Source organism: Haloferax sp. Atlit-4N (genome assembly GCF_003383025.1).
Taxonomy (GTDB): Archaea; Halobacteriota; Halobacteria; order Halobacteriales; family Haloferacaceae; genus Haloferax; species Haloferax gibbonsii.
Genome location: NZ_PSYY01000003.1, coordinates 362,937 through 389,765, shown reverse-complemented (window position 1 = coordinate 389,765; position 26,829 = coordinate 362,937). Strand labels below are relative to the sequence as shown.

Below are 26,829 nucleotides of genomic sequence, written 5' to 3'. Positions count from 1 at the left end.
AAATTGGCAGATGTGAATGCGTATTTATGTGCTACGTTACATAATTCAACCATTTGTCACTTTACATAACCGGTCGAAACCAAGTATGCTATTCTCCATCCTCGAACGGCGTCGATGATTCGACGAGATAGACCGTACAATATCTACCCAAAACATTATTATCTTTCAAATTACATCGATTACCAGCGTATCAGATAATGCAAGAAATAGGTATCATCATGAACGGCGTGACCGGGAGAATGGGAACGAATCAACACCTCATCCGATCGATTTTGGCGCTGCGAGAGGAAGGTGGCGTGGAACTCCCTAACGGCGAACGAGTAATGCCAGACCCTCTGCTGGTTGGTCGAAACGAACGTAAACTCCGCGCTCTGAGTGAAGAACACGACATCGACCGTTGGGTCGCAGACCCCGACTTAGAGACCTGCCTCGACGGTGACGACCAGATATACTTCGACGCACAAGTGACCCCTCGGCGGCCCGCCAGCGTGATGAAGGCTATCGAGGCCGGCAAAGACGTTTACTGCGAAAAACCGCTTGCAGGCGATCTTGAAACAGCGCTCGAGGTCGCAAGGGCGGCAAAAGAAGGCGACGTGAAACACGGAATCGTTCAGGACAAACTATGGCTGCCCGGCCTGATGAAACTCCAACGACTCATCGATCAAGACTTCTTCGGCGACATTCTCTCGGTCCGAGTCGAATTCGGGTACTGGGTATTTACAGGAGAGGTTCAACCTGCGCAACGGCCGTCGTGGAATTATCGAGCAGAAGATGGCGGCGGGATAATCGACGACATGTTCTCACATTGGAGCTACGTATTGGAGAACCTGTTTGGTCGCGTCGAGTCGGTTCGTTGCCTTCAGAAGACGCACATCGACGAGCGAATTGACGGATCTGGGGAACCGTACGAGGCAACAGCCGACGATGCCGCCTATGCGATTATGGAGCTGGAAGGCGATATCGTCGCACAACTCAACTCCTCGTGGACTGTCCGTGTCAACCGTGACGACCTTTTCGAGATGCAAGTCGATGGAACCGACGGAAGCGCAGTCGCTGGACTGCGCGACTGCAAGACGCAAGACCACTCGAACACGCCTAAGCCGGAGTGGAACCCAGATACACCAAAAGAGCACGATTTCTACGAGGACTGGACAAACGTGCCAGACAATCAGACGTTCGAGAACGCGTTCAAACTTCAATGGGAAAAGTACATTCAACACGTCGTCGCAGACGGACCGTTCCCATGGGACTTCACGGCGGGTGTAAATGGTGTTCAACTGACTGATGCGAGTTACCGGTCATCCCAAGAAGGCCGTCGCGTCGACCTGGACGAGCTCGGGATCTGAAGACTAACCTCTATAGGATGAATAACGGTAGGAGGGTGATACCCCCTACGTCGTCGATCATCTCGTAAGCTATCCGACGGACAGTTTTATTTTGAACTCGTGCATCTTACCTAATATGTCTGAAAATACCGAGTCGAACCCTACTCGTTGGGTCTCTGTTTCAGAAGACGTTATTCTCGAGGCATGTGGGAATCCGCCACTCCCCGAGATGGGTGTCATCGAGCAGGTATGGGAAACGAACCCAATTCCCGAAGAAGAAATCTTGGCGGTCGCTAAGAGAGTTGTAGATTCGCTTTCGTTCGCGGAGGTCCAACATGGGGGAGAAGTCGCACTCGGCGTCGGAAGCCGCGGAATCGCTAACTTGGCCGAAATCGTAACTGCCGTGGTTGAGGCAGTCGCCGCGGAAGGCTTTGAACCGTTCGTCTTTCCCGCAATGGGGAGTCACGGAGGTGCAACCGGTGAAGGACAGCGAGAGATGCTGAACGAACTTGGGATCACCGAGGACCGAATCGGCTGTGAGATTCGGTCCAGCATGGAAGTGGTAGAAATCGGGCGAACACCAGACCGTGATGTTCCCGTTGTCGCCGATGCGAACGCTGTCGACGCCGATGCAATCATCCCCATCAACCGTGTCAAGCCGCACACCGACTTCGACGGAGAGGTAGAGAGCGGACTCTCGAAGATGTTGGTCATAGGTATGGGCAAACAGCGCGGGGCGCAGATCGCACACAAGTGGGCAGTCGACTGGTCGTTCCGGCGGATGATTCCCGAGATCACCGAGCAGCTACTCGACTCGCTCCCAATTGTTGGCGGTATCGCCATCGTTGAGGACCAGCACGACGATACCACGCTGATCGAGGGTGTTCCCCCGAGTGGATTCCTCGACAGGGAGCGTGAACTGCTAGAAGTCGCCTACGACTTGATGCCGAAACTTCCGTTCGAAGAGCTTGATTTAGTTGTGTTCGACCGACAGGGCAAAGAGATTAGCGGACAGGGAATTGATACGAACGTCATCGGTCGACGGCCGTTTTCCATCAACGAGCCTGCGCCGGAGAAACCAAACATCAAACGCATCTACACTCGCAGCCTGACGAAGAAGACGCACGGCAACGCGATGGGTATGGGATCAGCGGACGTCGTTCACGAAAACGTCGCTGCCGAGTTGGACGCGCAGACGACACTCATCAACGCCCTCACCGCGAGCACCATCCGTGGCGTGAAACTCCCCCCAGTCGTGGAAACAGATCGGGCTGGGATGGTTGCAGCGCTATCGACTATCGGCGTCGTCGACCTCGATACGGTCCGTGTCGTCCGCGCCGCGGACACGATGCATCTTCATCGTGTGTACGCGTCGACAGCGTTGGTCGAAGAAGCACGTAAACGAGACGACCTCCGCGTGGTCGAAGAACCCTCGCCGATAGAGTTCGAAGATGGGCAGTTTACCGCACCATCGCTCCGCGAATAAGGCAAGCACAGCTTCTCGTCGTTCTGAGGGCCACCAACAGGTAGTGTGGATCTGGACGAGGTGGTGGCTGTGAGAAGGTAACCTTCAGTTTCACAACGTCGGTGGTTTGGAAGGAGCTGATTCGCAAGGTCGATATCTCCACCCGTACTCCAGAGTCACAATGGCGACTGACCGATACCGGGGTTACCTATCGTGCTTCTGATCAGAGCGCAATAGTTAGGTATCTCGGTGAGACATACTTTGTCGATGCAGCTATAGTAACCGTTAGAACTTTTTGCACGGAGACTGTTGCAAGGGATAGTGAAGCATCTCGACGAGATCACCGTCGAGGAATTGCACCACAGCCTCGACAACGTGGACGGAAAGAAGCCGACACAACGGCTCTTAGCAGCTATCGCGTACAAGAACGGTGTCACACAGACTGAGCTAGCCGAGTGGTACGGCGTTCAGCGCCGGACAATCTACAGCTGGCTCAAGCGACTCGATACTGACGAGTCGCTTGAGCAAGCCGTCTCTGATGATAAGCGAACTGGGAGAAAACGAAAACTCTCAGAAACACAGCAAAAAGAATTCGAAGAAGCTCTTCACGAACCACCCCAAGAAGTCGGCATCGACGCGCCGGCGTGGACGCCGGCGCTTGTCCAAGATTTCCTCGAAGAAACCTACGACGTCGAGTATTCAATCCCGAGCTGTCGGCGGTTACTGAAAGAAGCGAGATTGAGCTATCAGAAACCACGCCGTACAGCCGCCGAAGCTGACGAAGACGACCAAAAAGCGTTCTACGAAGAACTCAAAAAAAGCGGCGGGAGATGGACGCCACCGTAGTCTGTATTGACCAAACCAAGAAATCCGTACAAGTTGAGCCGCGTGCCGCGCGAAAACCACGCGGCACGCGGCTCTCCGTCGAACTCTCTGGCCAACGCGACTGGATGTGTCTGCTGGGTGCGATCACCGAGGACGGTGATCGCTTCTTCTCGCGATTCGAAGAGTACGTTACCGCCGATCACGCGAAGCATTTCATTTTAGCACTATGTAAAGAAATTGAAGATGACTTGCACGTGGTGCTAGATGGTGCGCCGTACTTTCAAGCGTCGGCCGTCACGGACTTGGCGGCCCGTGACGACCTCGAATTCGTGACGCTTCCTTCGTACTCGCCGGAGCTAAACCCGGTTGAGGAGTGCTGGAGACAGCTTCAAGCAGCTCTGAGTAACCGGTTCTTCGACTCACTTGACGAGCTAACAACAGCGATTGATACTGCCCTTGAGCAACTTCAGTTCCAAACGTGAGTAATTACTTCTAACGACTACTATAGCTGCGGACAGCAAAATGCACGACTTGACCGGATTCCAACGCGATCTGCTGTACGTCACCGCCGGCTTGGATGAGCCACACGGACTCGCAATCAAAGACCACTCGAGGACTACTACGAAACCGAGATCCACCACGGCCGGCTGTATCCTAATCTCGATACGCTCATCGAGAAGGGACTGCTCGATAAAGGCGAGAAAGACCGCCGAACGAACGTCTACACGATCACAGCCAGAGGTCGCCGGGAGATCGAAGCCCGCGACGACTGGGAACAACAGTATACGAGCGAACTCACCACCTGACTGCTGTTACGAGACGAGTGACAGTTTTCTTCGACAACAGTACAAGTGAGGCAGGCACCTATTTGGATCTGAAATTCACGAACTCGTACTGAGGCGTTTGATTCCTAGTCCAAGTGAGCCACTGAGAGTTCCGGGTATAAGCGCAGCACTCAAACCAACCAGTCCTGCCCATGCGATGCGAAAGACTAGCCCTGGCGAAGCCCCAGTAATCCCAACCCCAGCGAGGTGAATCCCGAACCCAGCGGCAAAGGAGAATACGAACAGCCACGTTCGAACCAGTCTATCGTCTCAAGCAGCAAGGACAGCGCTGACTACCAGTAGCCCAAACGCAAGATACACCCATCGAAACACCGATACGAGAATCTCGATCACGCCGCCAACGCCAATTCGGGGTAGTTTAGGAATCTACGGACAGAGCTATGACTTCAGTCAAAAATCAATGACGGTCCTACTTCGGAGTGAAAGAGGGAGGGGTACCCTCTGACGTGTATCAGGCCGGGCATCCTGGAACACGCCAATGCTGGTGGTTTAGAGGCACTCAGCACGATTGTAGTGATCTACGACCATCTTCAACTTGGCGGTTACGTCTATCCTTGAGATGTCGATTAGATGTTTTGACAGGACGTCACCGGGGCATTTGCTGGACATTCGTTGGTAGCCCACCTTTTGTTTAGAACTGTGGAACTGCCGATGGCCACTGAGAAACATTTTCAGCTACCCCTCTATCGCTTTGAGGGTGCTGAGGTCCGCGTAGAGGACTTCGCCGTCGCGAACGACGTATCGCTTCGCCAGAACCGAACCAACACTTTGTGTACCCCGCGGTCTGGATGTCGAGTTCTTCACCGGACTCGAGATAGTTGGCCAGCTTTCGGAGGAACTTGTGATGACGAGACCACCTTCGTAGTCCGGAAGTCCATCCTCACGAGTTTCGTAGATCTCGAAGGCGTCGTAGCCCCAGATGATGAGCTCTCCTTCTTCGTCTACTTCCCAATTCAGGGTCCCGAAGCAATGTGCTTCGCAGAGTTAGTGGACTGCCTGTGCATCGGTTACGGTTGCACCGGTCGACGTCGTCGCTGCTTGGAGTGTTGCCATTGTTAGTCCTCGAGGGCACTTTCCTTCTCCCGTACCCCTTTGGGGAATAAAACCGACTGGAAGAGAAGCCGAACCGACGCTGTTCGACCGAGCCTTTCCTCAGGATTCGGCCTTGGTGTTTGCTTTCTCCTAAGCACCTAGCCGAGTGAGCAGCCCTACTTGTTCCAGAAGCGTGGTGGCCTCAACGATTCGCTCTCGGTCGGGAGAGTCCAGTTGCTCGGTGTCGATGCTGTTGAGGTTACTGAGTGCGCGATGCAGTCGGTATCCTGGTGTATCTCGTGGGTCCATCATGTACGCCTCCGCCTACTTCTAGCGCAGAAAAACTCTCTCTGGTCGGTCTTTCGACACTGCCCTCCGCGAATCCTTGACCTACGTAATGAGGTCGTGGCTGCGCGCGCAGCGGAGTCCTCGTGAGCATCGCGAACGAGGGCACGTGAGACAGCGAATGCGAGTCTCACGGAGCGAGCACGGAGCGGAGGGTGGGGAGGTGGGGTCTGGGTCGGTCCGGCACGTAGCAAAAAAGAAGGGTGCGACGACTGGCTATTCCCACCACCGTCCGCGCTCAGGGAGATGCACGGTGCTCCAGCCGGTCAGAGCTACCGAAACCCGCCCATTGTACCAGTTCTTCGCCGCTCCGTGAATGCGAACCGTCTCACCCTCTTCGATCCAGGGTTGGTCACTCGCCACCCACGACGTCAGCTTCGTTTTTCCACTGTAGTCTTCGATAAGTCCCACTTGGGAAATGGCTGAACTTGACGGCTCCCACAACTGCGTCACGGTACCTTCGATGCTCACCTCTTTGCGATTGACGTCCTCGAGCTTCCCGATGGGGACCACCTGTCCCGGCTCCGTCTGCAACTCCTTGAACACCCCGACAACTGCACTCGTCAGGTCTTTTCCCACTGACTACGGCTTCACCCAGCCGCCGACCAATCGCTGATCGCGACCAGCCATCCAGCTTCTTCGCCAGCCGCATCGACTGCTTGTTCACTGCCGCCAACTGCTCCTGCGTGAGTTCTGCACGGGGATCACCTCGTTCCGGGTCAGCCATCGGATTCACGCTCGCCGCCCGCTTCTGGAACTCTGCACGCCGCTCAGCGCTCCGCTTCGCTGCAATATCTCGCGTCCGCTTCTCCCGACCTTCCTGCGTCCCCAGTTCTGCCTGGGCACTGATGCGCTCCAGCTCTGTTTCCCGCGCCCGAATGCGCTCTTCCTGTTCGAGGGTCGCACCGTAAATCCGCTCGTCACTGGTGTCGACCATCCCGTCCGGGTGGTTCGCGTCGACCTTCGCCTGCACTTCCATCTGCACCGTCGCCTGGAACTCCGGCGTCTCATCGACGACCTCGAAGCCCTCTTCGTCGACCGCCGCGTCGTCCGCTGTTTCGAATGCCTGTTCATCCACCGAAACCTCATTACCAAAGACGTTCTTACTTGACATTGGAGTTCAACTCCTGAAGGCGCTCACGCGCCCGACACCGCGATGCTATGACATCGCGGTTCTTCGACGACACCGACCGACAGAACCATCTGCGCGCTCTCGCTCGCGCCTTCGCGAGCGCCCCCTGGGGCGCGAGCGAGAGCGCCATAGGAAGGCTACCCAACCAGCACCGCGCGCCGTCTCACCGAGCGCAGCGAGGTGAGGTACGAGGCGCGAGCGAAGCGAGCGACCCGGAAAGCCGCCCGGAGCGAGCGGCCAGCGCATTCCCCGTTCGCCGCGACGCAACCACGTCCGTCGCGGTCGGCTTCGCCGAGGTCCGGAGGACCCAAACGGGTGAAGCGCTGGCGTCGAGACCAGATTTACTGTAGCCCGGAACGCGATCGAGTGACGGAGGAACGAGAGCGCGTCAGCCCGGAATGGTCGGTCGCGAGCGACGCGGAGGGCGGAACGCGGCGAGCGGGGCGAGCCGTATCGTCCCACACCAGCCAGCCGATGGAGCGCGTTGATTCCGCAACGAACCCTAGGAGGGACAGAAAGAGGCCGTACGTTCGAAACCGCAAGCGAACGCATATGTCCCCGGCCGCCACAGCATCGCTATGTCTCTCTCGTTGAGCTGTTACCGTTGCGGGGAGCGCTATGACGACGGCATCCGGGTCAGGTGCGCCTGCGGGGAACCGCTCTGGGTCGACACGGACCCGGCGGCATTCTCATGGGGCGACTGTCGAGACCGGGGTGGGATGTGGCGGTACGAGGCACTGTTGCCGATCGATTGCCCCGAGGGTATCGCGCGGGCTGCAGGCGGCACGCCCCTCGTCAGGAGCCCCGGACTCGACGATGCTGCGGGCGCTCGGGTGTTCGTCAAAGACGAGGGTGAGAATCCAACTGGTGCGTATAAGGACCGCGGGAGCGCGGTGGCCGTTCCTCACACGGCCGCGACCGGTGACGACGTCGTTGGCACGGTCTCGTACGGCAACATGGCAATCAGCACCGCTGCCCACGCGGCGAGCCTCGATCGGCAGTGCGTCGTGTTCGTTCCGGAGCGGACCTCGTCAGTGCGGCTGGAGCTCATCGCTCAGTACGAGCCGACCATCGTACAGGTCGCCGGCGACTACGGGAAGCTGTACGGGGACGCGCTCGACCTGTCCGAACGCCTCCCGATCGACGTGCTCGTGAGCGACGCACCCACCCGCATCAGCGGGTACAAAACGGCACTGTTCGAGATCTACGAGTCGCTCTCCCCGGCGGCGCCCGACGTGATCGTACTCCCTGCGAGTTCCGGTGGATTCGCCTCGGGGGTCTGGCTCGGAATCCGGGACCTCGAGCGTGCGGGACTGATCGCGGAGCCGCCGCGCCTGTGTCTCGTCCAGACTGCGACCGCCGACCCGCTAACGCGGGCGTTCGAGGCCGGAGAGACGGATCCGACACCGCTGTCGCCCGACGAGATCGGCGACACGATCGCTCACTCGATCGGTAACCCGGACCCGCCGAGCGGCGCTCGCGCCCTCGCCGCGGTTCGCGAGACTAACGGCGCCGTCGTCTCCGTTACCGACGACGAGATACGGACCGCTCAGCGCCGGTTCGCCGCCGACGGCGGGTTCTGCGTCGAGCCGGCGTCCGCGACGACGCTAGTCGGCGTGTCACGCCTCGCGGAGCGTGGCGATATCGACGCTGATGAGTCCGTCGTCCTCGTGCCGACTGGGACGGGGTTCAAGGAGATGGGAACCGGTGAGGCTGAGGTCACGACCGAGACAGTCCGTAGGGACGCCCTTCGGGATCGGCTCGAATCGTTGCTCGCCCCGTAGCGCTCGCGGTTCGAGGCGAAGGAGATCATCCCAGCGATTGGCGTGACGTCCTCTCAATGGCTCTTGTCGAGATTGAAGCTCGTCAGCGTGCATTCTGGGGAGACTAATTCTGCATACCACTCACACGGTTCAGGAGAACGAGACCTCCGGGAGTACTTCCGTCCCAATCTCTTCGAGAACGTCCGCTGCTGGCCGGTTGTTGTATCGGAGGTTGATAGTGAGGTGGTCGACACCGACATCGTGCCATCGTTCAAGTCGATCGATGAGTTCGTTCCGGCCAAGCTCGACGCCTTGATGGATGCGTCGCGGTTCAGCGTCTGACTCTTCGGCCAGGAAGATGTGTTCAGACATCGCGAAGGGTTTCTCTACATCAGGTCCAGCCTGTTTTGCGACTCGCTGACGCCAGTCGTCGACGAGTGCCTGCTGTGTCTCGAAATCCTGTGTGTAAAACAGCCAACCGTCACCGTGTTCGGCAATCCAGTCGCGTTCTTGTCGCGCGTGGCCGGTAACGAGAAGTGGGATCTCATTGGTCGGTTTCGGGACGACGTCGGCAGTCCCCTCTAGTGTCGACCGTGCCGAATCAATAGTCGGGAACTCCGACCCGAGTGCTTGACGGAACACGTCGATGTGCTCGCGGAACAGCTCACCTCGCGACGCAGCGTCGACGTCGAACGCAGGGAATTCGACCGGTCGATCACCGCTGGCGACGCCCATCACGAGACGCCCGTCGGAGAGTTGATCCACAGAGGCTGCCTGCTTCGCGGTGTGAAGTGGGTGGCGAAGCGGGAGGACGACGCTTCCAGTTGCGAGTGCGATATCGTCTGTGTGCGCCGCGATATACGAGAGATACGTGAAGGTATCGTAGAGATGGCCAGCGTCACCGAACGACGGGTCCCACAGGGGGACATCACGGAACCAAAGCGCGTCAAATCCGAACGACTCGGCACGCTGTGCGAGCTTGACCTGGTTCTCCATCGTAGGTTTGCCCTGTTGGACCGACTCAATAGGAAAGAATAGGCCGAGTGTCAGGTTGTCGTCTCCAAACAGGCGGTTGTACCCGGCGTTGTAGCCGTGGTCGAAGTCGTATGTGGTCATCGCCTCCTCGTTATCGCTCGTTGTCGTTGGACCCTTGGTTGGTACATTCCGAACTGTGCGACTTCCAGGTACCAGCGGCTCAGTCGGGGCAGGAGTACCCTGAGAGATTCACGCCTTCAGCCTCGGCGGCGTTCCTGACCCCCTCCTGAAAGAACTCTACAGGCCACTCACCGTCCGCACCGGGCGGCAATCGGTGACCACAGACCTCGATTCGACTGCAGACTTGATTCTCGTCGTCCATACAGAACCGACATTGGAAGAGCCGCCCGGAATCCTCTCGGCCGACCAATTGGACGCCAGTCTCTGTGACGTCGCTACTGCCGACATTGCACTCATCAGGCTGGGATGTCACGATTCGGAGCTCACCAGCTGGCGAGACAAGTTGGGAACCACACCGAGGACACCGTCCGTCGTGGGGTCCACTTCCGAGGAACCAGTAGGTGTGGTCACAGTCGTAACACGACAGTTGTCCCTCCGGGGCTTGGTGGGGCATTCAAGGCTTCTGAGAGCTTGGTTGGGGTATTCCGAGTCCGTCACACGGCTCCCCTTCGAGTTGGAATATTCTAAACGAGGCTATAGGTGCCGACAAATAGGTGAGATATCATGCGCGAATTCGTCTTCACTGTCGAATACGAGAAGGGAGCCGACGAGGTCATGGATCTCTTTATCGGAAACCCAGATCTGCACTCCAAAACGATGGCCGTCCACGCGACGAACGAGTCGATGTGGCGTCTCGACAGAATCACCGGACCGACAGAGGCCCTCGAAGAGTTTGATGCAGTCGTCGAGAGCGTCACCCTCTGTAACGAAGTCATCGGTATGTGTGGGGCACCGGTTGTCGAGTGGAACTATGAGACGCTCTCCAGTACCTCGAACGGGCGTATTGTCTACTCGTGTCGTGAGGAGGGTGGGGGTGTTCAGTCGATTCCATACGTTGCGGCAAAGCACATTGGAGATGGTCTCATGATGCAAGCAGAACGTCGCGGAAAGCAGTACCAGTGGCGGCTCCTTATCGACGACGATACTGTCGGTGAGATCTACGAAGAGGTGAACGATGGCCTCAGCGAGGGACTCTCGCTCAGCGTCCAGCGCATCAGCGAACCGGAATGCTGGCTCGAGGAGGGATTCGACTCGGACGAGCTCCCACCGGAACAACAAGCAGCACTCGAAGCCGCAGTCGAGTTCGGCTACTACGAATCACCGCGTCGTAATACAGTCAAAGAGATTTCCGAGAAACTCGGCATCCCCAACTCGACGCTGCAGTACCGCTTGACTCGAGCGGAGGCGTGGTTAGCTCGTGAATTCGTCACGGACACACTCGGTACCGAAGTCGAACACCGTGTCGACCCTGACGAACTCGAAGTGAGTGCGTGAACTGCCTCGGGGTCAAGTGGTTCGAGACGCAGAGCGTCTCGTCATCACGGAAAGTTTTGATTTCCGTACGACCCCGAGGCACTCGCCTTGAGCCGCTTGTAGATTCGAATTGAGAATAGTCGTCTCCAATCGCGTGGTGTCGTCCGCTTTGTGTCTCACGAGAACCAGTTACGGTGGAACGGCTCTGTTGAAACCTCTGATCCTGACAGTAAGTGCGTGCTGAATATCGAGGGTGAGTTCAGCACGACCGAGGGATGACAGTCCGACCCGACGGGAACGGTTTGCGTAGCATTGTAAACCACGGTTAGGTGGAATCAGAATCGACGTATGACAGAGATAACGGCACTAACAGCGATGATACCGCCAATAATCCCAACTGTGGCAAACAGGAAGAAGTGTTCGTTGCCATCGGAAACGAAGTATCCAATGTCGGCAAGCACAATCAGTACGAGGGCATGAATCAACGTCTGTAGGTTTGTCTGGGTGCGGATTGACTGGAGTTTTTCAGCCGTTTCGGAGGGCATAATCAAAAAGCGGAGAGTACGCTTTTACAGGTTGTCCTTCAGCACACCACGCCCACAGACTGGATGCTGACTCTGCGCTCTTTATTCAGCACGACAATCAAAACATATCATGGATTGAGGATCTCAACAGAGCGGGTGGAACAGTTATCTCCCCCGGTTGTGTATGCAAAATCACACACCAGATGTGGAATTCAACCACTATCTTGCTACTATCTGTCCAACATTTGATGCACGCAGTCAGTCGTCCCGAACTTGCTTGCAGAAGGCGAGAAACAAGCGTCCCCAACGTGAACGGTCACAGATCAACGAGAACCGAAAGAACGGACTCACCATGATTTACTCCTCAGTCCTTCTCGACATCGACATCGAAGAAGCGAAAAAACTCGTTCGGAAGCGGAACCGTGGCCTCTCTCGCAGGGAGACCGATGGAGAGGTGGTGTACATGAGCCAAGCCGGGCATCGGTTAGGCACACTCACAGAAGCTACACTCCCGAATGGCCGGGTGGGGACACGACTTCGATATCGAAGCTCGATAATCTCACCAACTGAGGCAAACGCAAAGCGACAAGCGAGAGGAATATATGACGCAGTATCGTCTTCGAAGTACAGGTGACATCCTCCCAGAGATTACAATAATCACACCATGGTTGGGTATTGATCTACCGACGTATCCGTAGACTCCTGTGCAATCTCTTTCATACGTACACGGCCCCAGTAGTGGTGGCACTATCGGGTTTTAAACAGAGACGCGGGTTGTCATTCTCGTTACACTATTCTGGGCCGGGCATATCGGCACGGGCCGTCTCGTGGGCGATGGGTTGACGAGACGCCTCGCGTCTCGTTTGTGCACGAGTGCTTAGCACTCGTGAACGCTGTATCCCCTCCCTACTCGCTCCTTGAGGAAGCGAACTTAGCGCCTATTTTCAGTAAAAATAACTCACAAACACAGTACCTCTTCGCACGAGGCGGATGTCGCGAGCGGTGATTCAGTCGGACGTGACCACCGAGGTAGTCTTCGAAGATGACTGTCGACGGTCGAGCAACCAACTGATGGTAGTCAGTACCAGTCCACCGGCGACGAACACCGCACCAATCCACGGCGTGTCGACGAGTCCGAGGCCGTTACCGCCCTCAGTGACCCAGCCACCGACGTAGGCGCCGACAGCGATGCCGACGTTGAACGCGCCAATGTTGAGTCCGGAGACGACGTTGACCGCTTCGGGGGCGAGACGTTCGGCTTTATTGACGACGTACGTCTGCAGCGGCGGAACGTTCGCGAAGCCGACGACGCCGAGTAAGAACACCGTGACGATACTCCACGTCGGGTCGCTGGCGGTGAACGTGAACGCTGCGAGGACGACTGCCTGGACGGCGAACAGTCCGACCAGCGTCTGGACTGCACCGAACCGGTCCGAAAGCTTTCCTCCGCCGAGGTTACCGACGAACACGCCAGCACCGTAGAGGACGAGTAGTGCACTCACGGTCGCAGGAGCGAAGCCCGAAACTTCGCGGAGAATCGGTTCGAGATAGGTAAATGCGACGAACGTCCCACCGTATCCGATGGCAGTCATCGCGAGGACGAGCAGAATTTGTCCCTCAGCGAGCGCCGACATCTGATCCGAGAACGACCCTTGCTCTTTGTTCTTGAGGCCACGCGGGATGAGGACCCAACTGGAGACGAAGCCAACCAATCCGAGGAGGACGATGGCCCAGAAGGTCGTCCGCCAGCCGAAGTTCTGACCGATATACGTGCCAAGTGGGACGCCAGTCGCGGTGGCGACCGTGAGACCGGCGAACATGATGGCAATCGCACTCGACTCGCGTTCCTTCCTGACGATGTCGACAGCGATAGTGGACCCGATGGCGAAGAACACACCGTGGGCGAGCCCCGTCAGGACGCGTGCGAGGACGAGCAGTTCGTACGTAGGTGCGAACGCCGCGACGACGTTCCCCGCGACGAATAGCCCCATCAAGCTCAACAAGAGCTTACGACGTCCGACGCGACTCGCCAGTCCGGTGATCACCGGCGCACCAAAGGCGACGGCGAGTGCATAGAGGCTCACGAGGAGGCCTGCGGTTGCGACGGTGACACCGAGATCGATGCCGATCGGTGTCAACAGGCCGACGATGATGAACTCGTTCGTCCCGATGGCAAAGGCACTAATCGTGAGTGCGAGCAGCGCTGCCGGGTATGGGAAGAAGCGCGATACCGGCTCGCCTGCTGGTGAGTCATCACCAGTAGGTTCGTCGTGTGCTGTTTCAGCTTGATTCGATTGCACACGTTGGTCGATGTGAGCGGCCTGATTCAGCCCTCGTTCGGAATATCTTAACTGATGCCTAGGACCCAGTAACAACTAAAAGCGGCAGTTGAGACATTCCAACGTTGTGGGTTGTTCATGGACATTCCGAGTGCCCCGTAGTTGAACGAGTATCAGTATCGACCGAGTGTGACTGACGCCCGCTCGTGCCACGCTTTGCGGCAGAGACGTCGGCCTTCACGCCAGTCTTTAGGACTCCCTGTCGATGGACGATGATGAGTTCAAATCCACATCCGCGTGGCATAGCACACGTTGGCGTTTCTGTCCCCGAGGTCGAGAAGGCAATCGACTGGTACGAACGGGTCCTCGGATTTGAGTGTTTCATGGGTCCCGAGACAGTCGACGGAGACGAAGAGACGCAGATTGGCGAGTTGTGCCGTGACGTCCTCGGCGAGTTCGAGTCGGTGCGTATCGCACACTTGTCGACGGGCAACGGTATCGCAGTCGAACTGTTCGAGTTCGACGAGCCAGAGCCGTTCGAAGAACCCAATCCCAAGCGTCCGGGCTACTTCCACATCTGTGTCATCGATCCCGATATCGAGGGACTCGCAGCCGAAATCGAAGCAAGCGGTGGTGAACACCACACAGACATTTGGGAACTGTTCCCCGGCCAGGAGTACCGAATGACTTACTGCAAGGACCCCTTCGGGAACCTCCTCGAAATATACACGCACAGCCACGAACGAATCTACAGCAACCAAGGAGACTACTGATGGACGCCATCGTCCTCGACGAGCCTGATGGACCGACTTCACTTCGACAGGCGGCCGTTGAGACGCCGACCGCGAAGAGGCCGGCCGATGCCTCGGCGAAATCCTCGAACGTGAGCCAATTCTCCCACGACGGTTCCGCATGGGAGAACCCCTTGATCCCGTCAGCGGCGACTTTCGTCACGAGACGTGGGGAAGTCCATCGGCGGTAGAGCCTGCGGAGTACGCCCCACCCTCGCTGTTGGAGAGGTCTGGGCCGCCCCAGTACGCACCGGGCGTGCTACCGACCCACGAGGAGACGAGCGAGCCATCGAAGCCGAACTACCCGATATACGCGTTTTTGTTGCGTGACCGACGTGCGCTCTGTATTCAGCACGAACTCGGCAAACTATCAGCTGCTGAGGTTTTCAACAGGGCCGATTATCTTGAAACTGTATTGGCTACGCAGTCGGATGGTCACACTCAAGCAGCTCAGGAACACTCGTCTCGAGTGTGAATATTCGGATCCCAAGGGCGAAAAATGAGGAACGTCTTGTTCTCGGGTCGGTCATTGTTAGCACGTTCTTCATCGGATTCGGTGGGGGAGTGATTTTCCCCATCTTGCCGAACCTCGGTGCTATTCTCGGAATTTCCCCGTTTCTCGTCGGTATGATCTTGAGCGCGAACCGGTTTTCACGTCTGTTCGCGAATGCACCGGCCGGAAGCCTCGTGGACCGATTTGGGACGAGGAAACCGTTCGTCATCGGAATGTTCGTCCAGGGGATTTCGACACTCGGCTACGTTATCGCAATGATCGCACCACTTCCCGAAGCGTGGTTCATGACTGCCCGCATTCTATGGGGTGTCGGGAGCGCGCTTGTTTTTGCGACTGCGTACACGATAGCCGACGATATCAGTGATGGTGGGTCACGGGGATCGAATATGGGACTCATCAGAGGCGGCGTACTTTTTGGATTCCCGACGGGAGTAGTACTCGGCGGCCTCGTCAGCGAATTCTCCGGGGACGTCGTTGCGTTCGCGGTCGCTACCGCTTTCGCGTTCTTCGCCAGCGTCGTCGCATACCAGACAGTGCCCGAAACACACGTTGATGGAGGTGCGAATCAGTCTGTCAAGCCTTGGGAAATTAATAAGAGTCTCCCCGCAGTAACGGTCGGCTTAGTCAACTTTGCCGTCCTGTTCGTCTACATTGGGGCGTTGTTTGCGACGCTAGTCTTATTTCTCGACCAGAACCAACTCAGCGTATTTGGATTCGATGCTCAGGGCACCTCGGGTCTGTTCATGGGCCTCACTGTTCTCGCTGCAGGCCTATCGATGTATCTTGGAGGACGCGTCAGCGATCAGGCTCAGTCACGAGTCCCGGTTTTGCTCTTATTTCTTGGCGTCACGTCGATCGGGTTTCTGTTGCTCGCACTTGCGGACTCAGCGTGGATGTTGGTTCTCGCCTGCGTGTGCATTGGGCTCGGACAGGGCGGCACAAGCGGGCCACTGATGGCGCTGTTAGGTGATCTCGTCGCCGACGGCGAGATGGGACGTGCCGTAGGGACGAACAACGTCCTCGGGGATGTCGGCGGTGGGTTTGGTCCTATTGTCACACTGCCGATCGTGGAGGCAGTCGGGTTTTGGCCCGTGTATTTCTGCTGTGCGGTCATGCCGCTTATCGCGGCCGTGGTCCTTTTGCTGGGTGTCCGACGAGAGACAGGTCGTTTTCTCCCGAGTGTTGACTCCTGACGTGGTGTCAACTGTACCGTCCTCAGAACAATTCTGGACGGTGCTCAAAACAAACCTTAAGTGAAACTGGCGGTTCTGTTGCAATCCTTCAGCGTTGACATTGCAGCGAGTCGTTCTTCCCACGGTTTTCGCGGACACTGCTGGGAACCTGCTCCTCAGCAAATCGGCAGATGTGAAGTGGATTTCAACAGAGCCCCCCATTGCAATTCCGAGTCCTACAATATCCAACTACACTCTCAATATCTCCCGGAAGTACACCACCCAATAGTCAACTACAGTGGAATACCGTCGAACCGCCGTCATCAAACTCGACACACCCGAAGGAGCCGACCTGCTCCTCCGCGAGACTGTCGAGCAGTTCAAACACTGCGCTAACACCGCATCTGAGTGGTGCTGGCACGGCGACGACGGATACCACGTCACATCCAAAGCCAAAGCCGAACGCGCTCTGTACGACCAACTCCGCGACGAAACCGACCTAAACCACAAATCTCGTCCAGAAAGGGATTCGGCGGGCCGTCGAAGTCCCAGCAGCGATGGAGGGAGAAGACCTCTCTGATGCGCTTTGTGGGTCTGGGGAGCGAACGAACAGGTCGGTATACCTCTCAGGCGGAAACTGGCGTGCAGTTAGAACGGAGGGCTCTGGTGAATCGCCATACAGCGGTTGATTTGGCTATGTTGCGGCACGCTTGATGTTGTGAACGACACATTTCAAAACGAGTTCACGAAATTCACGGTACCACGTTCGCGCTCGCACGGCGTCGCCGTGCGTGCGCTTAATCGACGAGAAGACGGTCTCACACATCGATCTTTGACGGTATCGAGGCCCATCGATCCGCGCGTTATGCGCGTGGTCGATGGGCCGGAAGATGCGATGTTTAATCAGCGGTCTCACGCCTTCCTCCCGTAGTTTTTCGCGTAATCGCATCCAGTCGTAGCCATTGTCGGCGGCGAGGCTGTGCAGGTCGCCTGCGTTGCGGGAGGCGACCTGCCAGCCGAGTTGTGTATCGTGGGTTTTCTCGGTCGTACAATGAACGTCTAGAACAGCTTGCGTTTGAGTATCGACGAGAGCCGTCGCTTTGAGTGTCTGAACACGGTAATTCGTGCGGCGGCAGTAGTGCTTGCTAGCGTTTTCGCGGTCGAAAAACGTGGCATCAATGGCGGCGTGACCTGAGAGGTCGTGCAGCTGCGCTGACAGGCGCAGCAGCACTCGCCAGATCTTCATTTGAAACCTATCAAATGCCTTAACGAGCGTGGAGTGATCTGGGAGATTGCCCTCTTCGAGGCCGATCTCCCCACAAATATGCGGCATTTCGCTCAGCAGATCGAGGGCGTTGCGGTACGACTCATCAAGGTAAATCCGCAGACAGTGCAGCGACAGGAGAGCGTAGTCGGCGACAACATTTTTAGCTAACGTGACTGCCTTTTTCGTGAAGCGGGAAATTTTCGACATAGAGCATCGGCGGTTTCCCGCTTCATCTTCCAAATTCTAACGGTCGAAACCGACGCCGTCTAGTGATTCACCAGAGCCGAACGGAGAGATATACGTTCGCTAGATTTGTCGACGAATTAGCCGAATACTCACATATCCCTCACGGAGATTGGGTCCTGTATGACAATGCCGACGACCCCCACCAGTACCGGAATTTAATCTACGATGCGGAGTACGCCCATATCCGAGAAGAGCTCTAGGAAGAGCTCAACGATTGGATAGCCAGACTCGACGACCCGTTCGCGCCGCTTCCAGAGATGGTTCGCCAATTCGATATTGTCGACGAGTGGAACAGTCAGGTGGACTGGTTCCTCGAGACACACGATAGTTACACCCACGAAATCGGCTATGTCGACGACGACGATGGGGACGAGACGAAGGAGTGAGGCCACGAACTAGACCACGTCCAGAGGGAAGACTTCGGGAAAGCCAGTCAGGAGTTCGATGCGTCAACCACACACCGGAATCCGAGGTTACTAGTGGAACTATCTGGCGTGTTCTGGGACCTGGCAGCAACCCGATAGCGATTGCACCACGAACGATGACACAGGTGCGAACCGCCTCGCATCAGCCGTTCATCTCCACGCGGTGGACCAGTCGGGTTATCAGTGGTGTACTCAGCGGTCGTATGATAGTCGGGACTGAACCAATCTGCACACCACTCCCAGACGTTTCCTGCGACGTTGTATAGCCCGTATCCGTTCGGTTCGTAGGCGTCCACTGGGGCCGTTCGATGATATCCGTCCGAGCCTGTGTTCTCCTCTGGGAACGTTCCTTGCCAGATATTACATCGGTGTTCGCCGTTCGGTTTGAGTTCGTCACCCCACGGGTAACGTCTCTGTTCGAGGCCACCACGAGCTGCATATTCCCACTCGGCTTCCGTTGGGAGGCGTTTGCCGGCCCAGTCAGCATAGGCTTGTGCGTCGTTCCACGAGACGTGTGTCACGGGATGTGTCAGTAATTCTCGATTGTCGAGTATGCTCGAACTCGGTCCATAGGGTCGCAACCAGGATGCGCCCTCTACTCCTGCCCACCACGACGCTTCGGGAACGCTCCCAACAATGTGTTCTCGGTCATCATCGGAGATGAAATCCTCGAAAACGAACGACCAACCAAATCGCTCCGCATCGGTTGTATATCCGGTATCTCGAACGAACTCGAGGAATTGCGCATTCATTACTGCATACTTATCCATGTAGAACGAATCGACCGTTACCGACCGCGTTGGTCCTTCCCCGTCCTGAGGAAACCCGACGTCGGAGTCGGTTCCCATCCTGAATTGGTCCCCGTCTATCCGGACCATCCTCGACACCCGCTCGTCATCCCCACTTGCAGGGTTAGTCCTCGTTCGAGCCTCTCGTGAAGTACTATCGCGGTCAACCCCTCTTGATGGGTGATTCGCATCGTCACGGGAGGCCGAGCAACAAGCGGGGTCGTCTTCGGTCATCAATGGGAAGTCGTCTGTGGACAGAGTAAAATAACTTTTGACGGAGGGTTGGTGTCTTTATGATAGTACGTTCGGGTTCAGACCTCACTATCGAGCGATGTCAGTCGTACTTTCGGAGAGCACATGCTCTACTTCTTCCGGTGTGACGATTGCCAAGTCTCCTGATATCGTGAGTTTGAGTGCGGCAGTAGCTGCAGCGTACGCTAGCGCAACTGGAACGTCATCGTCTTCGATACGACGTGCCAGATACGCGCCAACGAAAGCGTCACCGGTTCCAATCGCGTCGACAGTATCCGTTTCGAACGCTGGCTGTTCGTATGTGACGCCCTGGTGATGAGCAAGCGCACCCTCGTCGCCACGGGTTATGATGACCGTCTCGAAACCGAACTCGTCGACAAGATTCGAGGCGATCTCCTCGGAAGAGCCATCACGGTTGAGAATAGTGTTGATGTCCCGCCAACGAGCACGTCTACCGCCGGGAAGAGCGATTCGTAGGTTTTCCGCGCTTCTGAGGGGGCCCAGAGCTTTGCTCGGTAGTTTATATCAAAAACAGTTTGCGTCCCTGCCCGTTTTGCTTCAGAGAGCAACTCCGCAGTGGTCTCTTCGAGCGTCTCTGAAAGTGCTGGAGTGATCCCACGGGTGTAAAATTTAGACGCGCCTCGGGCCTTGTTTAGACACTCGAAATCGCATGGTTCAGGCGGTGAGAGACTGTTCAATGTTTCTGACAGCTGCTTTTAGGACGATTTCTCGGAACTGCCCGAACCACGTTCTGGCTTTAACTGTTGAGCCGAACCGCTTGCGAAGCGCGAAAAATATCGATTCGACGATAGACCGCTGATGGTACGTTTTATCATTAATCCGAGCATTGTGTGCGGCGTCAAGTGAGTAGAATTCTCGATGCTTGATCACTGGTCTAACGCCTTCGTCCCGCAGCATATGACGCAGTTTGTCCCAGTCGAAGCCTTTGTCAGCGACCACAGTTTCCAAGCGTCGAGATTTCTCGTGAGAACTTGCCACGCAATTTGTGTGTCGTGTGGTAGGTTCATTGAGCAGTGAACGTCGAGGATTGCTCTCGTCGAGTAATCCACGAGAATCGTTGTCTTCACCAACTCAAACGTACCTTTGACACGTTTCGCGTAGTTGTGGCTGGACGAGCGATGAGCGATGCTGGTGGAGTCGATAGCCTGAATCTCCCCAATGTCAAACAGATCTACCGACAGCCGCAATAGCACCCGCCAGACCCGCATCTTCAGCGCCTGTTTTCGAGCACAGACCGTAGTAAAGTCCGGTAATTCCTCGACCGACAGCCCGAGCTTCTCCACGATATCAGGCATTTCACGGAGGATATCGAGGAGTCGCCGGTACGGAAGGTCGAGATACTCACGAAGTCCGTGAATCGCAACGATCACCCAATCGGCGTAGCCACCTTTTCCTTTTCTGAGAGGTGTCTGAGGATCGCATCCGACAGCTTTTTGAGATAATTGGACACATCGGTCGGTGAAGCGAGCCAGTTTGGAGTGCACACCCGGCTGTGCTCGCTTCAATTCCTAGAAACCCCGGTTCTTAGGCGATATTACTAGCGTCTAAACACGGCCCGCGCTCTGAGTTCAGCACGACCTCAGAAACATATCAGCGACTGGGGGCATCAACAGAGCCAGTATTACCAGTCAATTAGGTTGTGGCTGCGCGCACAGCGGCCGCGACAACGTCGCCAGCGCGAGCACGGAGCGGTGGGTGGGGAGGAGGGGCCGGGAGAGTGGAGTCACAAAAAGAAAACAGCCGCTTGCGACGCCTACTCAGCCCACCACGCCTCGCGCTCTGGGAACGACACCTCCGACCAGCCCGTCACAGCCACCGAGACACGCCCACCGTACCAACTCTTCGCGATGTTCCGCATCGTCACACGCTCGCCTTCTCTCACAACCGGTTTTCTCGACTTCGTCCAGACAGTGAATTTTGTTCTCCCAGTCTCGTCCTCGATGAGTCCCACCTGCTGAATTGCGCTATTCGACGACTCCCACAACTGCGTCACCGTTCCAGAGATAGACACCTCACGACGACTCACCTCACTGACCGCCGCAATCGGAATCACCCGTCCGGGCGCCTGTTGCAACTCTTCGAACACACCGACCACCGCGCTCATCATGGACTTCCCATCTGCAACTTCTTCGGCCAATCGCCGGCTAATTGCCGACCGCGACCATCCATTGAGTTTCGCTTGTAATCGCGCTGCCTCCCGGTTCACTTCGCCCAATTCTTCAACGGAGAGTTGCTCACGCGGGTCCGGCTCATCCGGGTCGGCCCACCGATTTACACATCCTGCTCGCTTCTTGAACTCTCTCGTTGCTTCGATGCTCATCTGTTCTGCCACAGTCGCCGTCCGCTCTTCCCGGTTCGACGTCTGTCTCCGGTCCCACCGAGTTTTCGTCTGTTCAATCTCCCACTCACGCGCTTGCATCCGTTCTTCTTCCGCGAGGGTCAGCCCCCGTCCAACTGCTTCTGGGTTATTCAGGTCGACTTTGGCTTGGATTTCGAGTTCAACCGTTGGGTGGAGTTCAGGCGTCTCATCAACCACGTCGTCGACGACTGCTCGGGGGTGTTCGGAGTGCGAAACTTCATTACCGATTTGCTTCTTAGTACTCATTGCGGATTACCTGAAGGCGCCTACTCAGCGTCTTCTTCCGACACCACGACTCTCCAGCCGTTGCTCTCTCACTGACCTACTGGTTCTGCGCACGCCTTTCGCGCCTTCACGAGCGCCCGCAGGGCGCGGAAGGCGTGCCCTCGACGATGGGACGATATCCAGCATCGCGCGCCAGACTTCCCGGAGCGAGCGGCCAGGACGCAAGCCGTTTTCGCGTCCGACGACCGAACCTGTGAGGGCGTCGTGACCGACAGCGCGCTTGGTGCTGGCGCACCGGGATGGTGCGAGTGAAGCGAGACGCGACTAGAAGGAGCGGCTCGTCGCGAACGATGAGTGAAACGAGTCGTGAGCACGAAGGGCACAGGGCGGCGAGCGGGGCGTGCCGTGACGGCGACCGAAAAACCCACCGAGATATATTAAGCAGGAACGTGAACTACCACTATGCCCCAATCAGATGACCCCGCTGTCGAAACAATCGACATTGAGGGAATCAAAGAGTACCTCGCTCAAACGGAGGTCATCTTCGCAGTTCTGTTCGGGTCATATGCAAGAGGAACGGCAGACGAGTCATCGGATGTCGACATTGCGCTCCGTTTCCCCGAGGAGATGTCCGAAGCCGAGCGATTCCGCCGACGCAACCGTATTGATGCCGACTTGCAATCGTACGCCGAGGGATTCGTCGACGTGAGCGATATCGAGTCACTGCCAACTCACGTTGCCCATGCGGCACTCAGAGATGGTGTTCGTGTAGTCGGTGACGAGAGGGAGGTGAATGCGTATAAGAAACGTGTCGACACAGAATACGACGCAAGTGCGAGTGAGCGAGAACAGGAACGCCGAGAGTTCATTGACCGGCTTGCTCGTGGAGACGTCTAGATGGTTGACGAGGACATTGTTGTCGACAAACTCCGATACATCAACGAGTACACGAACGATTTGAAGCAGATGCGTGGGATGTCCAAAACAGAATATGTTGAAGACATCATCGTCCAGCGAGCAGTTGAGCGGACGTTTATGAACCTCATTCAATCCTGTATCGACCTCGCACAGCACATTCGAGCTTCAGAGGGGCTCTCCCCAAGTGGGACGTCAAAGAGCGAAATCGAGTCGCTTGGGAACGCAGAGATACTCTCACGCGATGTCCAAGACCAAATAGAAGAAGCAGTTGGGTTTCGAAATATCCTCGCTCACCGATACGGTGATGTGAATCACGACGTCGTCTATTCTGTTCTGCACAACGACCTGCACTGGTTCGACCAATTCCAGCAGGAGATTGCGCAGTGGCTTCAGCAACGATACTAATTCTGTCGCGGTGGCTCTCACCAGAATCGTGAGCATGGAGGGCACAGGGGGGCGAGCGGCGGGGCGTGCCGTAACGAAGCGTCCGTTCAACCAGAGTTGACGCTCAGACGGACAGACTTAGACAGACGAGAACTACGTACGAAAACAGATTACTCGTGCTCAAGTGCCGCGTAGATTTCGGCATGACGACGTCCATCGAGTTTCCCCATTTCTAGGGCAATTTCACGGCGTTCCTCGTTACTCTCAGCCGACTGGTACCGTTCGTACAGTCGGCGGACTTCTTCGTCAATCGGAGTCGAGGAATTGGTGCTGGACGCCATTTCTGTATCGAAGGTACTCATTATATCCCTAAATCAGTTACGACGGGCACACGCTCGGAAGTATATGACTGCTGTTTGGATGTCAACAGCTGCTTCGTCGGTTGCAAAGCGGTGCAGCAATGCACGAATTTCGTCACCATAATCGAACAGATATCCATTCAACATGTAGAAGACGACCACCGTTCTGAGTGCTGTTCGCTTGTTCCCATCAACGAACGGGTGGTCGGCAACGAGAAGTCGCATCAGATGCACTGCTTTTTCATGAACTGTCTCAGGAACCTCTCCAAAGAATCCTTCTGAAACGTACTGGAGTACAGATTCAATCGCATCTGCTGACCTAACTCCCGGCTCCTTGACATCCTCCCCGCGCTAAAGCGCGAGGATTCCTCCGTTGGGGGTTCGGCTACCGACCCACGGAGGCAACTTGCGGGTTCGTGCGCACTTCTTTGGGACTGTCGTGAGGGTGTGGTTTCCCCGACCAGTCGTGGTCGTCCCACTCGAATCGCACGGGCCGTGCCATCGGCCTGACTTGCGTATCGCTGTTTTCTCGAAGGAACGTCTCTGACGCCGTGAGGTCGGCGTGTCCCTCGAATCCGCATGGACACGTCAGCGTATCTTCGTGGCGAACCGTCTCCTCGTGGTCGCCACACTCGGGACACGTCTGACTCGTCCACGCTTCCGACTCGGCTTCGAGACTGATGCCGTACTCCTCACAGACACACGCGAGACGGTGGATGAACTTCTTGAACGCCCAGAAGTTGTGTGTCTTCTCGTTCACCCTGGCCGACCAATGCGTTTTCAGCACGTCGGTCAAGTCGCCTACATACACCGTCGCCACGCCCTCGTCGTACAGTCGTTCAACGAGGTCGCGCACCAGTGCGTTTTGGGCGTGGTCACGGCGCTTCGTCCGCTGTCGGTACAGTCGTCGAATTCGCTTGGAACTGTATCGTCCCTCTCGGAGTTTCGACTGTAGGCGGGCGATTTCGTCAGTCGTCTCACGGAACCGTCCGAACAACTCCCGACCGTCGTAGAGGTACTGGTTCCCAGTGGTCGTGGAACAGGCGACGAGATTGTTTGCGCCAACGTCGAGGGCGGCTTCGTGAGAAGCCAGTGGTGAATTCCGAAAACGCGAAGCGTTTTCGACTTCAGGAAAATCTTCGATTTTCCGTGAATCCAGTCGAGAATCAGGTACGGTGACTGGTTGGAAAGCCCTGAACGTGTCGCTCACTTCGTCGTACTCAAGTTCCAGACGACCCTGTTTGCCGTCCCACTTCGGATTGCCTCGGACTTCGAGGCGGAGCCGTTCATGGTAGCCGAGTCCGTATTCGTCTTTCAGTTCTTGCCCGACAGGGATTTCGAGACGGCTACGCTTGCCCCACTCAATCGTGTACTGGTTGCACCGAATGTAGGTGCGAAGTTCGCGTCCGTCCTCCTCGTTGCCCCAGTACGACGGTGGGTTGGCGTACTCGCCGTTCTCCTTGAGGGCGAAGAACGACCGCCACGCTTCGCTGTTCTTGCGCGTGACCTGTTGAACAGTCGCGCTTCCGATGACGCCGTTGTAGCGTCCACGGTATTCGGAAGTGTCCCACACATCGCCGTCTCCGAAGTAGTTCTGACGACGTTCGTAGGTCAGTTCGTTCCACAGGGAGGCGGAGGCGTCGAGTAGCCGTAGGAGGCACTCTTTGTCGTTCTCGGTCTGTGGCACGACCTCGAAGGTGTTGACGCGCTTCATGCGTCCTCACCCTCCTGTTCAGCGATGTATCGTTCGACAGCGCCCTTGGAGGCACTCCCCGCCGTTCCAACGTAGTACAAACGAGTCCACTTCACGCGGTCGTCGTACCGCTGGTTATACTTCCGCGCCGAGATGCCCTTCACCCAGTTGACGATGAGTGACGGAGCGTTCTTGGGTGGACTCCCGATGAACAGGTGTACGTGGTCGGGCATGACCTCGGACTCGGCCAGTTCGAGGCCTTTGTCCTCACAGATTTCCGCGAAGATGGTTTCGAGACGTTCCTTCGTCTTCCCCGTCAGGTGCGAGCGCCTGTCTTTCGGCACGAACACTATGTGGTAGTAGAGTTCGTATTTCGCGTGACGGGTACTGTTCACCATCTATGCATACTATCGCAGTTGGCCGGCTTAACGATTGTGTTGGAACCCCGTATATGCCATCGTTGGCGGTTGAATACTGTTGGTCGGCTCATCTCCGCCCTGAAGGGCGAGGCTTTCGCCTCGAATTTTTCGTAACGCGTTCTCTATTGAGGTCGTGGGAGGTAGGTCTGGCCCAACCTCCATCGTGATTCGGCTGCCACCGCACGCAGGGCACTCCATAGACCCCAGATAACCTCTACCGGTTTCAATATGTGGACTGTGCCACATCACATGTCCGCAAGAAAAAGGGGCACAGAGGCGTTTTTCCTCGATTATTAGGGCGGCCCAGTCAACATCGCCTCGCAGGTAGTTCTTCGGAGAATTCTTATCACAACACGGATGCATAGCACACGTATATGTCTGATGCTGATACAGGGTCCAGTAATAACGGCCCGGAAATGGTGCAAATAAACATCCGGTTAAGCCAAGCCTTCCTCGAAGACATCGATACGACGTGGGAAGAACAGGGGTTCAACTCACGGAGCGAATTCCTTCGCTACGCTGCTCGTGACGCCATCAAACATCCCGAATTTTCGCGAGAAGGATGGAAGCAAATCGCAGCGAGCGAACACGACCTCCGGTCCGGTGAATCCGATTTAGTCTCGCGAGACGAAGTCCTCGAAATGATGGATCGAGACACGGATGGCGAGTGAGGAAGACTGGACGTGGAAGTTCTCACCACGCGCTGCGAACCAATTCAAAAGGCTCGATACGCACGTGCAAGATCGGATCGTCTCAAAGCTCCGTATCGGACAGTATCGTCTGGCTTGTGTCTTGGACTACGACGAGTCAATCCTCGAGGTCCATCGAATCGAGCACCGAAGCGGTGCTTATACAGCCGACGATTGAGCTTCAGAATCGGAAGCATCGTTATCTCAAATCAGCGGCTGGTTTTTGAGCAATGAAGTATCCTCAGTTCGGGAGTGATACGACCTCCTTAACCAACAAAATCGAGATGGTGTTGCCTCTCGTTG

Annotated in this window: 22 protein-coding genes and 7 pseudogenes; 14 read left to right on the top strand and 15 right to left on the bottom strand. The window is 56.5% G+C overall.

Annotated features, from left to right (window positions below):
- The first annotated feature begins 197 nt into the window (after nucleotides 1-197).
- The 4 genes and pseudogenes from C5C07_RS17210 (at nucleotide 198) to C5C07_RS17195 (ending at nucleotide 4,421) form a co-directional block, all read left to right on the top strand.
- Nucleotides 198-1,346, top strand: coding sequence for a Gfo/Idh/MocA family protein (locus C5C07_RS17210; protein WP_115805659.1), 1,149 nt, complete (start codon nucleotides 198-200; stop codon nucleotides 1,344-1,346).
- Between the two features lie 115 nt (nucleotides 1,347-1,461).
- Nucleotides 1,462-2,811 (top strand): DUF362 domain-containing protein, encoded by a 1,350-nt coding sequence (locus tag C5C07_RS17205; RefSeq protein WP_115805658.1) that lies wholly within the window; start codon nucleotides 1,462-1,464, stop codon nucleotides 2,809-2,811.
- A gap of 300 nt (nucleotides 2,812-3,111) precedes the next feature.
- A pseudogene (locus C5C07_RS17200) lies at nucleotides 3,112-4,111 on the top strand (IS630 family transposase).
- Between the two features lie 26 nt (nucleotides 4,112-4,137).
- A pseudogene (locus C5C07_RS17195) lies at nucleotides 4,138-4,421 on the top strand (helix-turn-helix transcriptional regulator).
- Between the two features lie 714 nt (nucleotides 4,422-5,135).
- Here C5C07_RS17195 and C5C07_RS17190 read toward each other — a convergent pair.
- Both C5C07_RS17190 and C5C07_RS17185 read right to left on the bottom strand, forming a co-directional pair.
- A pseudogene (locus C5C07_RS17190) lies at nucleotides 5,136-5,513 on the bottom strand (hypothetical protein).
- Between the two features lie 540 nt (nucleotides 5,514-6,053).
- Nucleotides 6,054-6,951 (bottom strand): annotated as a pseudogene (locus C5C07_RS17185) (DNA-binding protein).
- A gap of 596 nt (nucleotides 6,952-7,547) precedes the next feature.
- Here C5C07_RS17185 and C5C07_RS17175 point away from each other — a divergent pair.
- Nucleotides 7,548-8,753: a pyridoxal-phosphate dependent enzyme gene (locus C5C07_RS17175; RefSeq protein WP_369333278.1), complete on the top strand. Its 1,206-nt coding sequence runs from the start codon at nucleotides 7,548-7,550 to the stop codon at nucleotides 8,751-8,753.
- A 129-nt stretch (nucleotides 8,754-8,882) separates the two neighbouring features.
- Here the strand turns inward: C5C07_RS17175 and C5C07_RS17170 are convergent, their stop codons facing one another.
- Together C5C07_RS17170 and C5C07_RS21935 are read right to left on the bottom strand one after the other, a co-directional pair.
- A complete protein-coding gene (locus C5C07_RS17170) occupies nucleotides 8,883-9,848 on the bottom strand; it encodes an LLM class oxidoreductase (protein WP_115805657.1) in 966 nt (321 codons plus the stop codon).
- A gap of 79 nt (nucleotides 9,849-9,927) precedes the next feature.
- Nucleotides 9,928-10,089 carry a hypothetical protein gene (locus C5C07_RS21935; RefSeq protein ID WP_233510433.1) on the bottom strand — a complete coding sequence of 54 codons (162 nt, stop codon included), beginning with the start codon at nucleotides 10,087-10,089 and terminating at the stop codon, nucleotides 9,928-9,930.
- Between the two features lie 362 nt (nucleotides 10,090-10,451).
- On the opposite strand from C5C07_RS21935, the gene C5C07_RS17160 reads away from it, so the two are divergent.
- Nucleotides 10,452-11,222, top strand: coding sequence for a helix-turn-helix domain-containing protein (locus C5C07_RS17160; protein ID WP_115805655.1), 771 nt, complete (start codon nucleotides 10,452-10,454; stop codon nucleotides 11,220-11,222).
- A 314-nt stretch (nucleotides 11,223-11,536) separates the two neighbouring features.
- Here C5C07_RS17160 and C5C07_RS17155 read toward each other — a convergent pair whose 3' ends face one another.
- Both C5C07_RS17155 and C5C07_RS17150 read right to left on the bottom strand, forming a co-directional pair.
- Complete coding sequence (locus C5C07_RS17155; protein WP_115805654.1) at nucleotides 11,537-11,746, bottom strand: hypothetical protein; 210 nt, start codon at nucleotides 11,744-11,746, stop codon at nucleotides 11,537-11,539.
- 986 nt (nucleotides 11,747-12,732) lie between these two features.
- Complete coding sequence (locus C5C07_RS17150; protein ID WP_115805653.1) at nucleotides 12,733-14,025, bottom strand: MFS transporter; 1,293 nt, start codon at nucleotides 14,023-14,025, stop codon at nucleotides 12,733-12,735.
- A 254-nt stretch (nucleotides 14,026-14,279) separates the two neighbouring features.
- Between C5C07_RS17150 and C5C07_RS17145 the strand changes: the two genes are divergently transcribed.
- The 4 genes and pseudogenes from C5C07_RS17145 to C5C07_RS21930 form a co-directional block, all read left to right on the top strand.
- Complete coding sequence (locus C5C07_RS17145) at nucleotides 14,280-14,777, top strand: VOC family protein (RefSeq protein ID WP_115805652.1); 498 nt, start codon at nucleotides 14,280-14,282, stop codon at nucleotides 14,775-14,777.
- The gene (locus C5C07_RS21145; RefSeq protein WP_147302038.1) at nucleotides 14,777-14,986 is read left to right on the top strand and encodes a hypothetical protein; all 210 of its coding nucleotides are present in this window, start codon (nucleotides 14,777-14,779) and stop codon (nucleotides 14,984-14,986) included. Before C5C07_RS17145 ends, C5C07_RS21145 begins: the two co-directional genes overlap by 1 nt.
- Before the next feature lie 280 nt (nucleotides 14,987-15,266).
- Nucleotides 15,267-16,502, top strand: coding sequence for an MFS transporter (locus tag C5C07_RS17140; protein ID WP_115805651.1), 1,236 nt, complete (start codon nucleotides 15,267-15,269; stop codon nucleotides 16,500-16,502).
- 277 nt (nucleotides 16,503-16,779) lie between these two features.
- A pseudogene (locus C5C07_RS21930) lies at nucleotides 16,780-17,026 on the top strand (RNA-guided endonuclease TnpB family protein); the annotation flags it as partial.
- Nucleotides 17,027-17,175: 149 nt separating this feature from the next.
- Here C5C07_RS21930 and C5C07_RS17130 read toward each other — a convergent pair.
- The 4 genes from C5C07_RS17130 to C5C07_RS22430 form a co-directional block, all read right to left on the bottom strand.
- On the bottom strand, nucleotides 17,176-17,955 hold the full coding sequence (locus C5C07_RS17130) for an IS5 family transposase (protein WP_115805650.1): 780 nt from the start codon (nucleotides 17,953-17,955) through the stop codon (nucleotides 17,176-17,178).
- Between the two features lie 194 nt (nucleotides 17,956-18,149).
- A complete protein-coding gene (locus C5C07_RS21140) occupies nucleotides 18,150-18,386 on the bottom strand; it encodes a hypothetical protein (protein WP_147302037.1) in 237 nt (78 codons plus the stop codon).
- Between the two features lie 41 nt (nucleotides 18,387-18,427).
- Nucleotides 18,428-19,297, bottom strand: a complete 870-nt coding sequence (locus C5C07_RS17125; RefSeq protein WP_199522759.1) for a formylglycine-generating enzyme family protein — start codon at nucleotides 19,295-19,297, stop codon at nucleotides 18,428-18,430.
- A gap of 231 nt (nucleotides 19,298-19,528) precedes the next feature.
- The gene (locus C5C07_RS22430) at nucleotides 19,529-19,852 is read right to left on the bottom strand and encodes a PfkB family carbohydrate kinase (protein ID WP_394338708.1); all 324 of its coding nucleotides are present in this window, start codon (nucleotides 19,850-19,852) and stop codon (nucleotides 19,529-19,531) included.
- On the opposite strand from C5C07_RS22430, the gene C5C07_RS22425 reads away from it, so the two are divergent.
- The gene (locus tag C5C07_RS22425; protein ID WP_394338707.1) at nucleotides 19,775-19,936 is read left to right on the top strand and encodes a hypothetical protein; all 162 of its coding nucleotides are present in this window, start codon (nucleotides 19,775-19,777) and stop codon (nucleotides 19,934-19,936) included. The two genes, C5C07_RS22430 and C5C07_RS22425, sit on opposite strands and share 78 nt — an antisense overlap.
- A gap of 198 nt (nucleotides 19,937-20,134) precedes the next feature.
- On the opposite strand, the pseudogene C5C07_RS17115 reads toward C5C07_RS22425, so the two are convergent.
- Nucleotides 20,135-20,964: pseudogene (locus C5C07_RS17115) on the bottom strand (IS5 family transposase).
- A gap of 269 nt (nucleotides 20,965-21,233) precedes the next feature.
- The gene (locus C5C07_RS17110; protein WP_115805648.1) at nucleotides 21,234-22,085 is read right to left on the bottom strand and encodes a DNA-binding protein; all 852 of its coding nucleotides are present in this window, start codon (nucleotides 22,083-22,085) and stop codon (nucleotides 21,234-21,236) included.
- 441 nt (nucleotides 22,086-22,526) lie between these two features.
- Here C5C07_RS17110 and C5C07_RS17105 point away from each other — a divergent pair, with 441 nt between their 5' ends.
- A complete protein-coding gene (locus C5C07_RS17105) occupies nucleotides 22,527-22,961 on the top strand; it encodes a nucleotidyltransferase family protein (protein ID WP_115805647.1) in 435 nt (144 codons plus the stop codon).
- Complete coding sequence (locus tag C5C07_RS17100) at nucleotides 22,962-23,387, top strand: DUF86 domain-containing protein (protein WP_115805646.1); 426 nt, start codon at nucleotides 22,962-22,964, stop codon at nucleotides 23,385-23,387.
- A gap of 353 nt (nucleotides 23,388-23,740) precedes the next feature.
- On the opposite strand, the pseudogene C5C07_RS17095 reads toward C5C07_RS17100, so the two are convergent.
- From C5C07_RS17095 to tnpA, 3 genes and pseudogenes are all read right to left on the bottom strand, one after another.
- Nucleotides 23,741-24,067 (bottom strand): annotated as a pseudogene (locus C5C07_RS17095) (type II toxin-antitoxin system death-on-curing family toxin); the annotation flags it as partial.
- Between the two features lie 43 nt (nucleotides 24,068-24,110).
- A complete protein-coding gene (locus C5C07_RS17090; protein ID WP_115805644.1) occupies nucleotides 24,111-25,439 on the bottom strand; it encodes an RNA-guided endonuclease TnpB family protein in 1,329 nt (442 codons plus the stop codon).
- Nucleotides 25,436-25,816, bottom strand: a complete 381-nt coding sequence (tnpA, locus tag C5C07_RS17085; protein WP_115805643.1) for an IS200/IS605 family transposase — start codon at nucleotides 25,814-25,816, stop codon at nucleotides 25,436-25,438. Before tnpA ends, C5C07_RS17090 begins: the two co-directional genes overlap by 4 nt.
- A gap of 395 nt (nucleotides 25,817-26,211) precedes the next feature.
- Here tnpA and C5C07_RS17080 point away from each other — a divergent pair, with 395 nt between their 5' ends.
- Nucleotides 26,212-26,508, top strand: a complete 297-nt coding sequence (locus C5C07_RS17080) for a ribbon-helix-helix domain-containing protein (protein ID WP_115805642.1) — start codon at nucleotides 26,212-26,214, stop codon at nucleotides 26,506-26,508.
- Nucleotides 26,509-26,829: the final 321 nt, after the last annotated feature.

Coding starts and splice junctions, on each gene's coding strand:
- C5C07_RS17210 (WP_115805659.1), top strand. CDS start 198: ATGCAAGAAATAGGTATCATCATGAACGGCGTGACCGGGAGAATGGGA.
- C5C07_RS17205 (WP_115805658.1), top strand. CDS start 1,462: ATGTCTGAAAATACCGAGTCGAACCCTACTCGTTGGGTCTCTGTTTCA.
- C5C07_RS17175 (WP_369333278.1), top strand. CDS start 7,548: ATGTCTCTCTCGTTGAGCTGTTACCGTTGCGGGGAGCGCTATGACGAC.
- C5C07_RS17170 (WP_115805657.1), bottom strand. CDS start 9,848: ATGACCACATACGACTTCGACCACGGCTACAACGCCGGGTACAACCGC.
- C5C07_RS21935 (WP_233510433.1), bottom strand. CDS start 10,089: ATGGACGACGAGAATCAAGTCTGCAGTCGAATCGAGGTCTGTGGTCAC.
- C5C07_RS17160 (WP_115805655.1), top strand. CDS start 10,452: ATGCGCGAATTCGTCTTCACTGTCGAATACGAGAAGGGAGCCGACGAG.
- C5C07_RS17155 (WP_115805654.1), bottom strand. CDS start 11,746: ATGCCCTCCGAAACGGCTGAAAAACTCCAGTCAATCCGCACCCAGACA.
- C5C07_RS17145 (WP_115805652.1), top strand. CDS start 14,280: ATGAGTTCAAATCCACATCCGCGTGGCATAGCACACGTTGGCGTTTCT.
- C5C07_RS21145 (WP_147302038.1), top strand. CDS start 14,777: ATGGACGCCATCGTCCTCGACGAGCCTGATGGACCGACTTCACTTCGA.
- C5C07_RS17130 (WP_115805650.1), bottom strand. CDS start 17,955: ATGTCGAAAATTTCCCGCTTCACGAAAAAGGCAGTCACGTTAGCTAAA.
- C5C07_RS17125 (WP_199522759.1), bottom strand. CDS start 19,297: ATGGTCCGGATAGACGGGGACCAATTCAGGATGGGAACCGACTCCGAC.
- C5C07_RS22425 (WP_394338707.1), top strand. CDS start 19,775: ATGAGCAAGCGCACCCTCGTCGCCACGGGTTATGATGACCGTCTCGAA.
- C5C07_RS17110 (WP_115805648.1), bottom strand. CDS start 22,085: ATGAGTACTAAGAAGCAAATCGGTAATGAAGTTTCGCACTCCGAACAC.
- C5C07_RS17105 (WP_115805647.1), top strand. CDS start 22,527: ATGCCCCAATCAGATGACCCCGCTGTCGAAACAATCGACATTGAGGGA.
- C5C07_RS17100 (WP_115805646.1), top strand. CDS start 22,962: ATGGTTGACGAGGACATTGTTGTCGACAAACTCCGATACATCAACGAG.
- C5C07_RS17090 (WP_115805644.1), bottom strand. CDS start 25,439: ATGAAGCGCGTCAACACCTTCGAGGTCGTGCCACAGACCGAGAACGAC.
- tnpA (WP_115805643.1), bottom strand. CDS start 25,816: ATGGTGAACAGTACCCGTCACGCGAAATACGAACTCTACTACCACATA.
- C5C07_RS17080 (WP_115805642.1), top strand. CDS start 26,212: ATGTCTGATGCTGATACAGGGTCCAGTAATAACGGCCCGGAAATGGTG.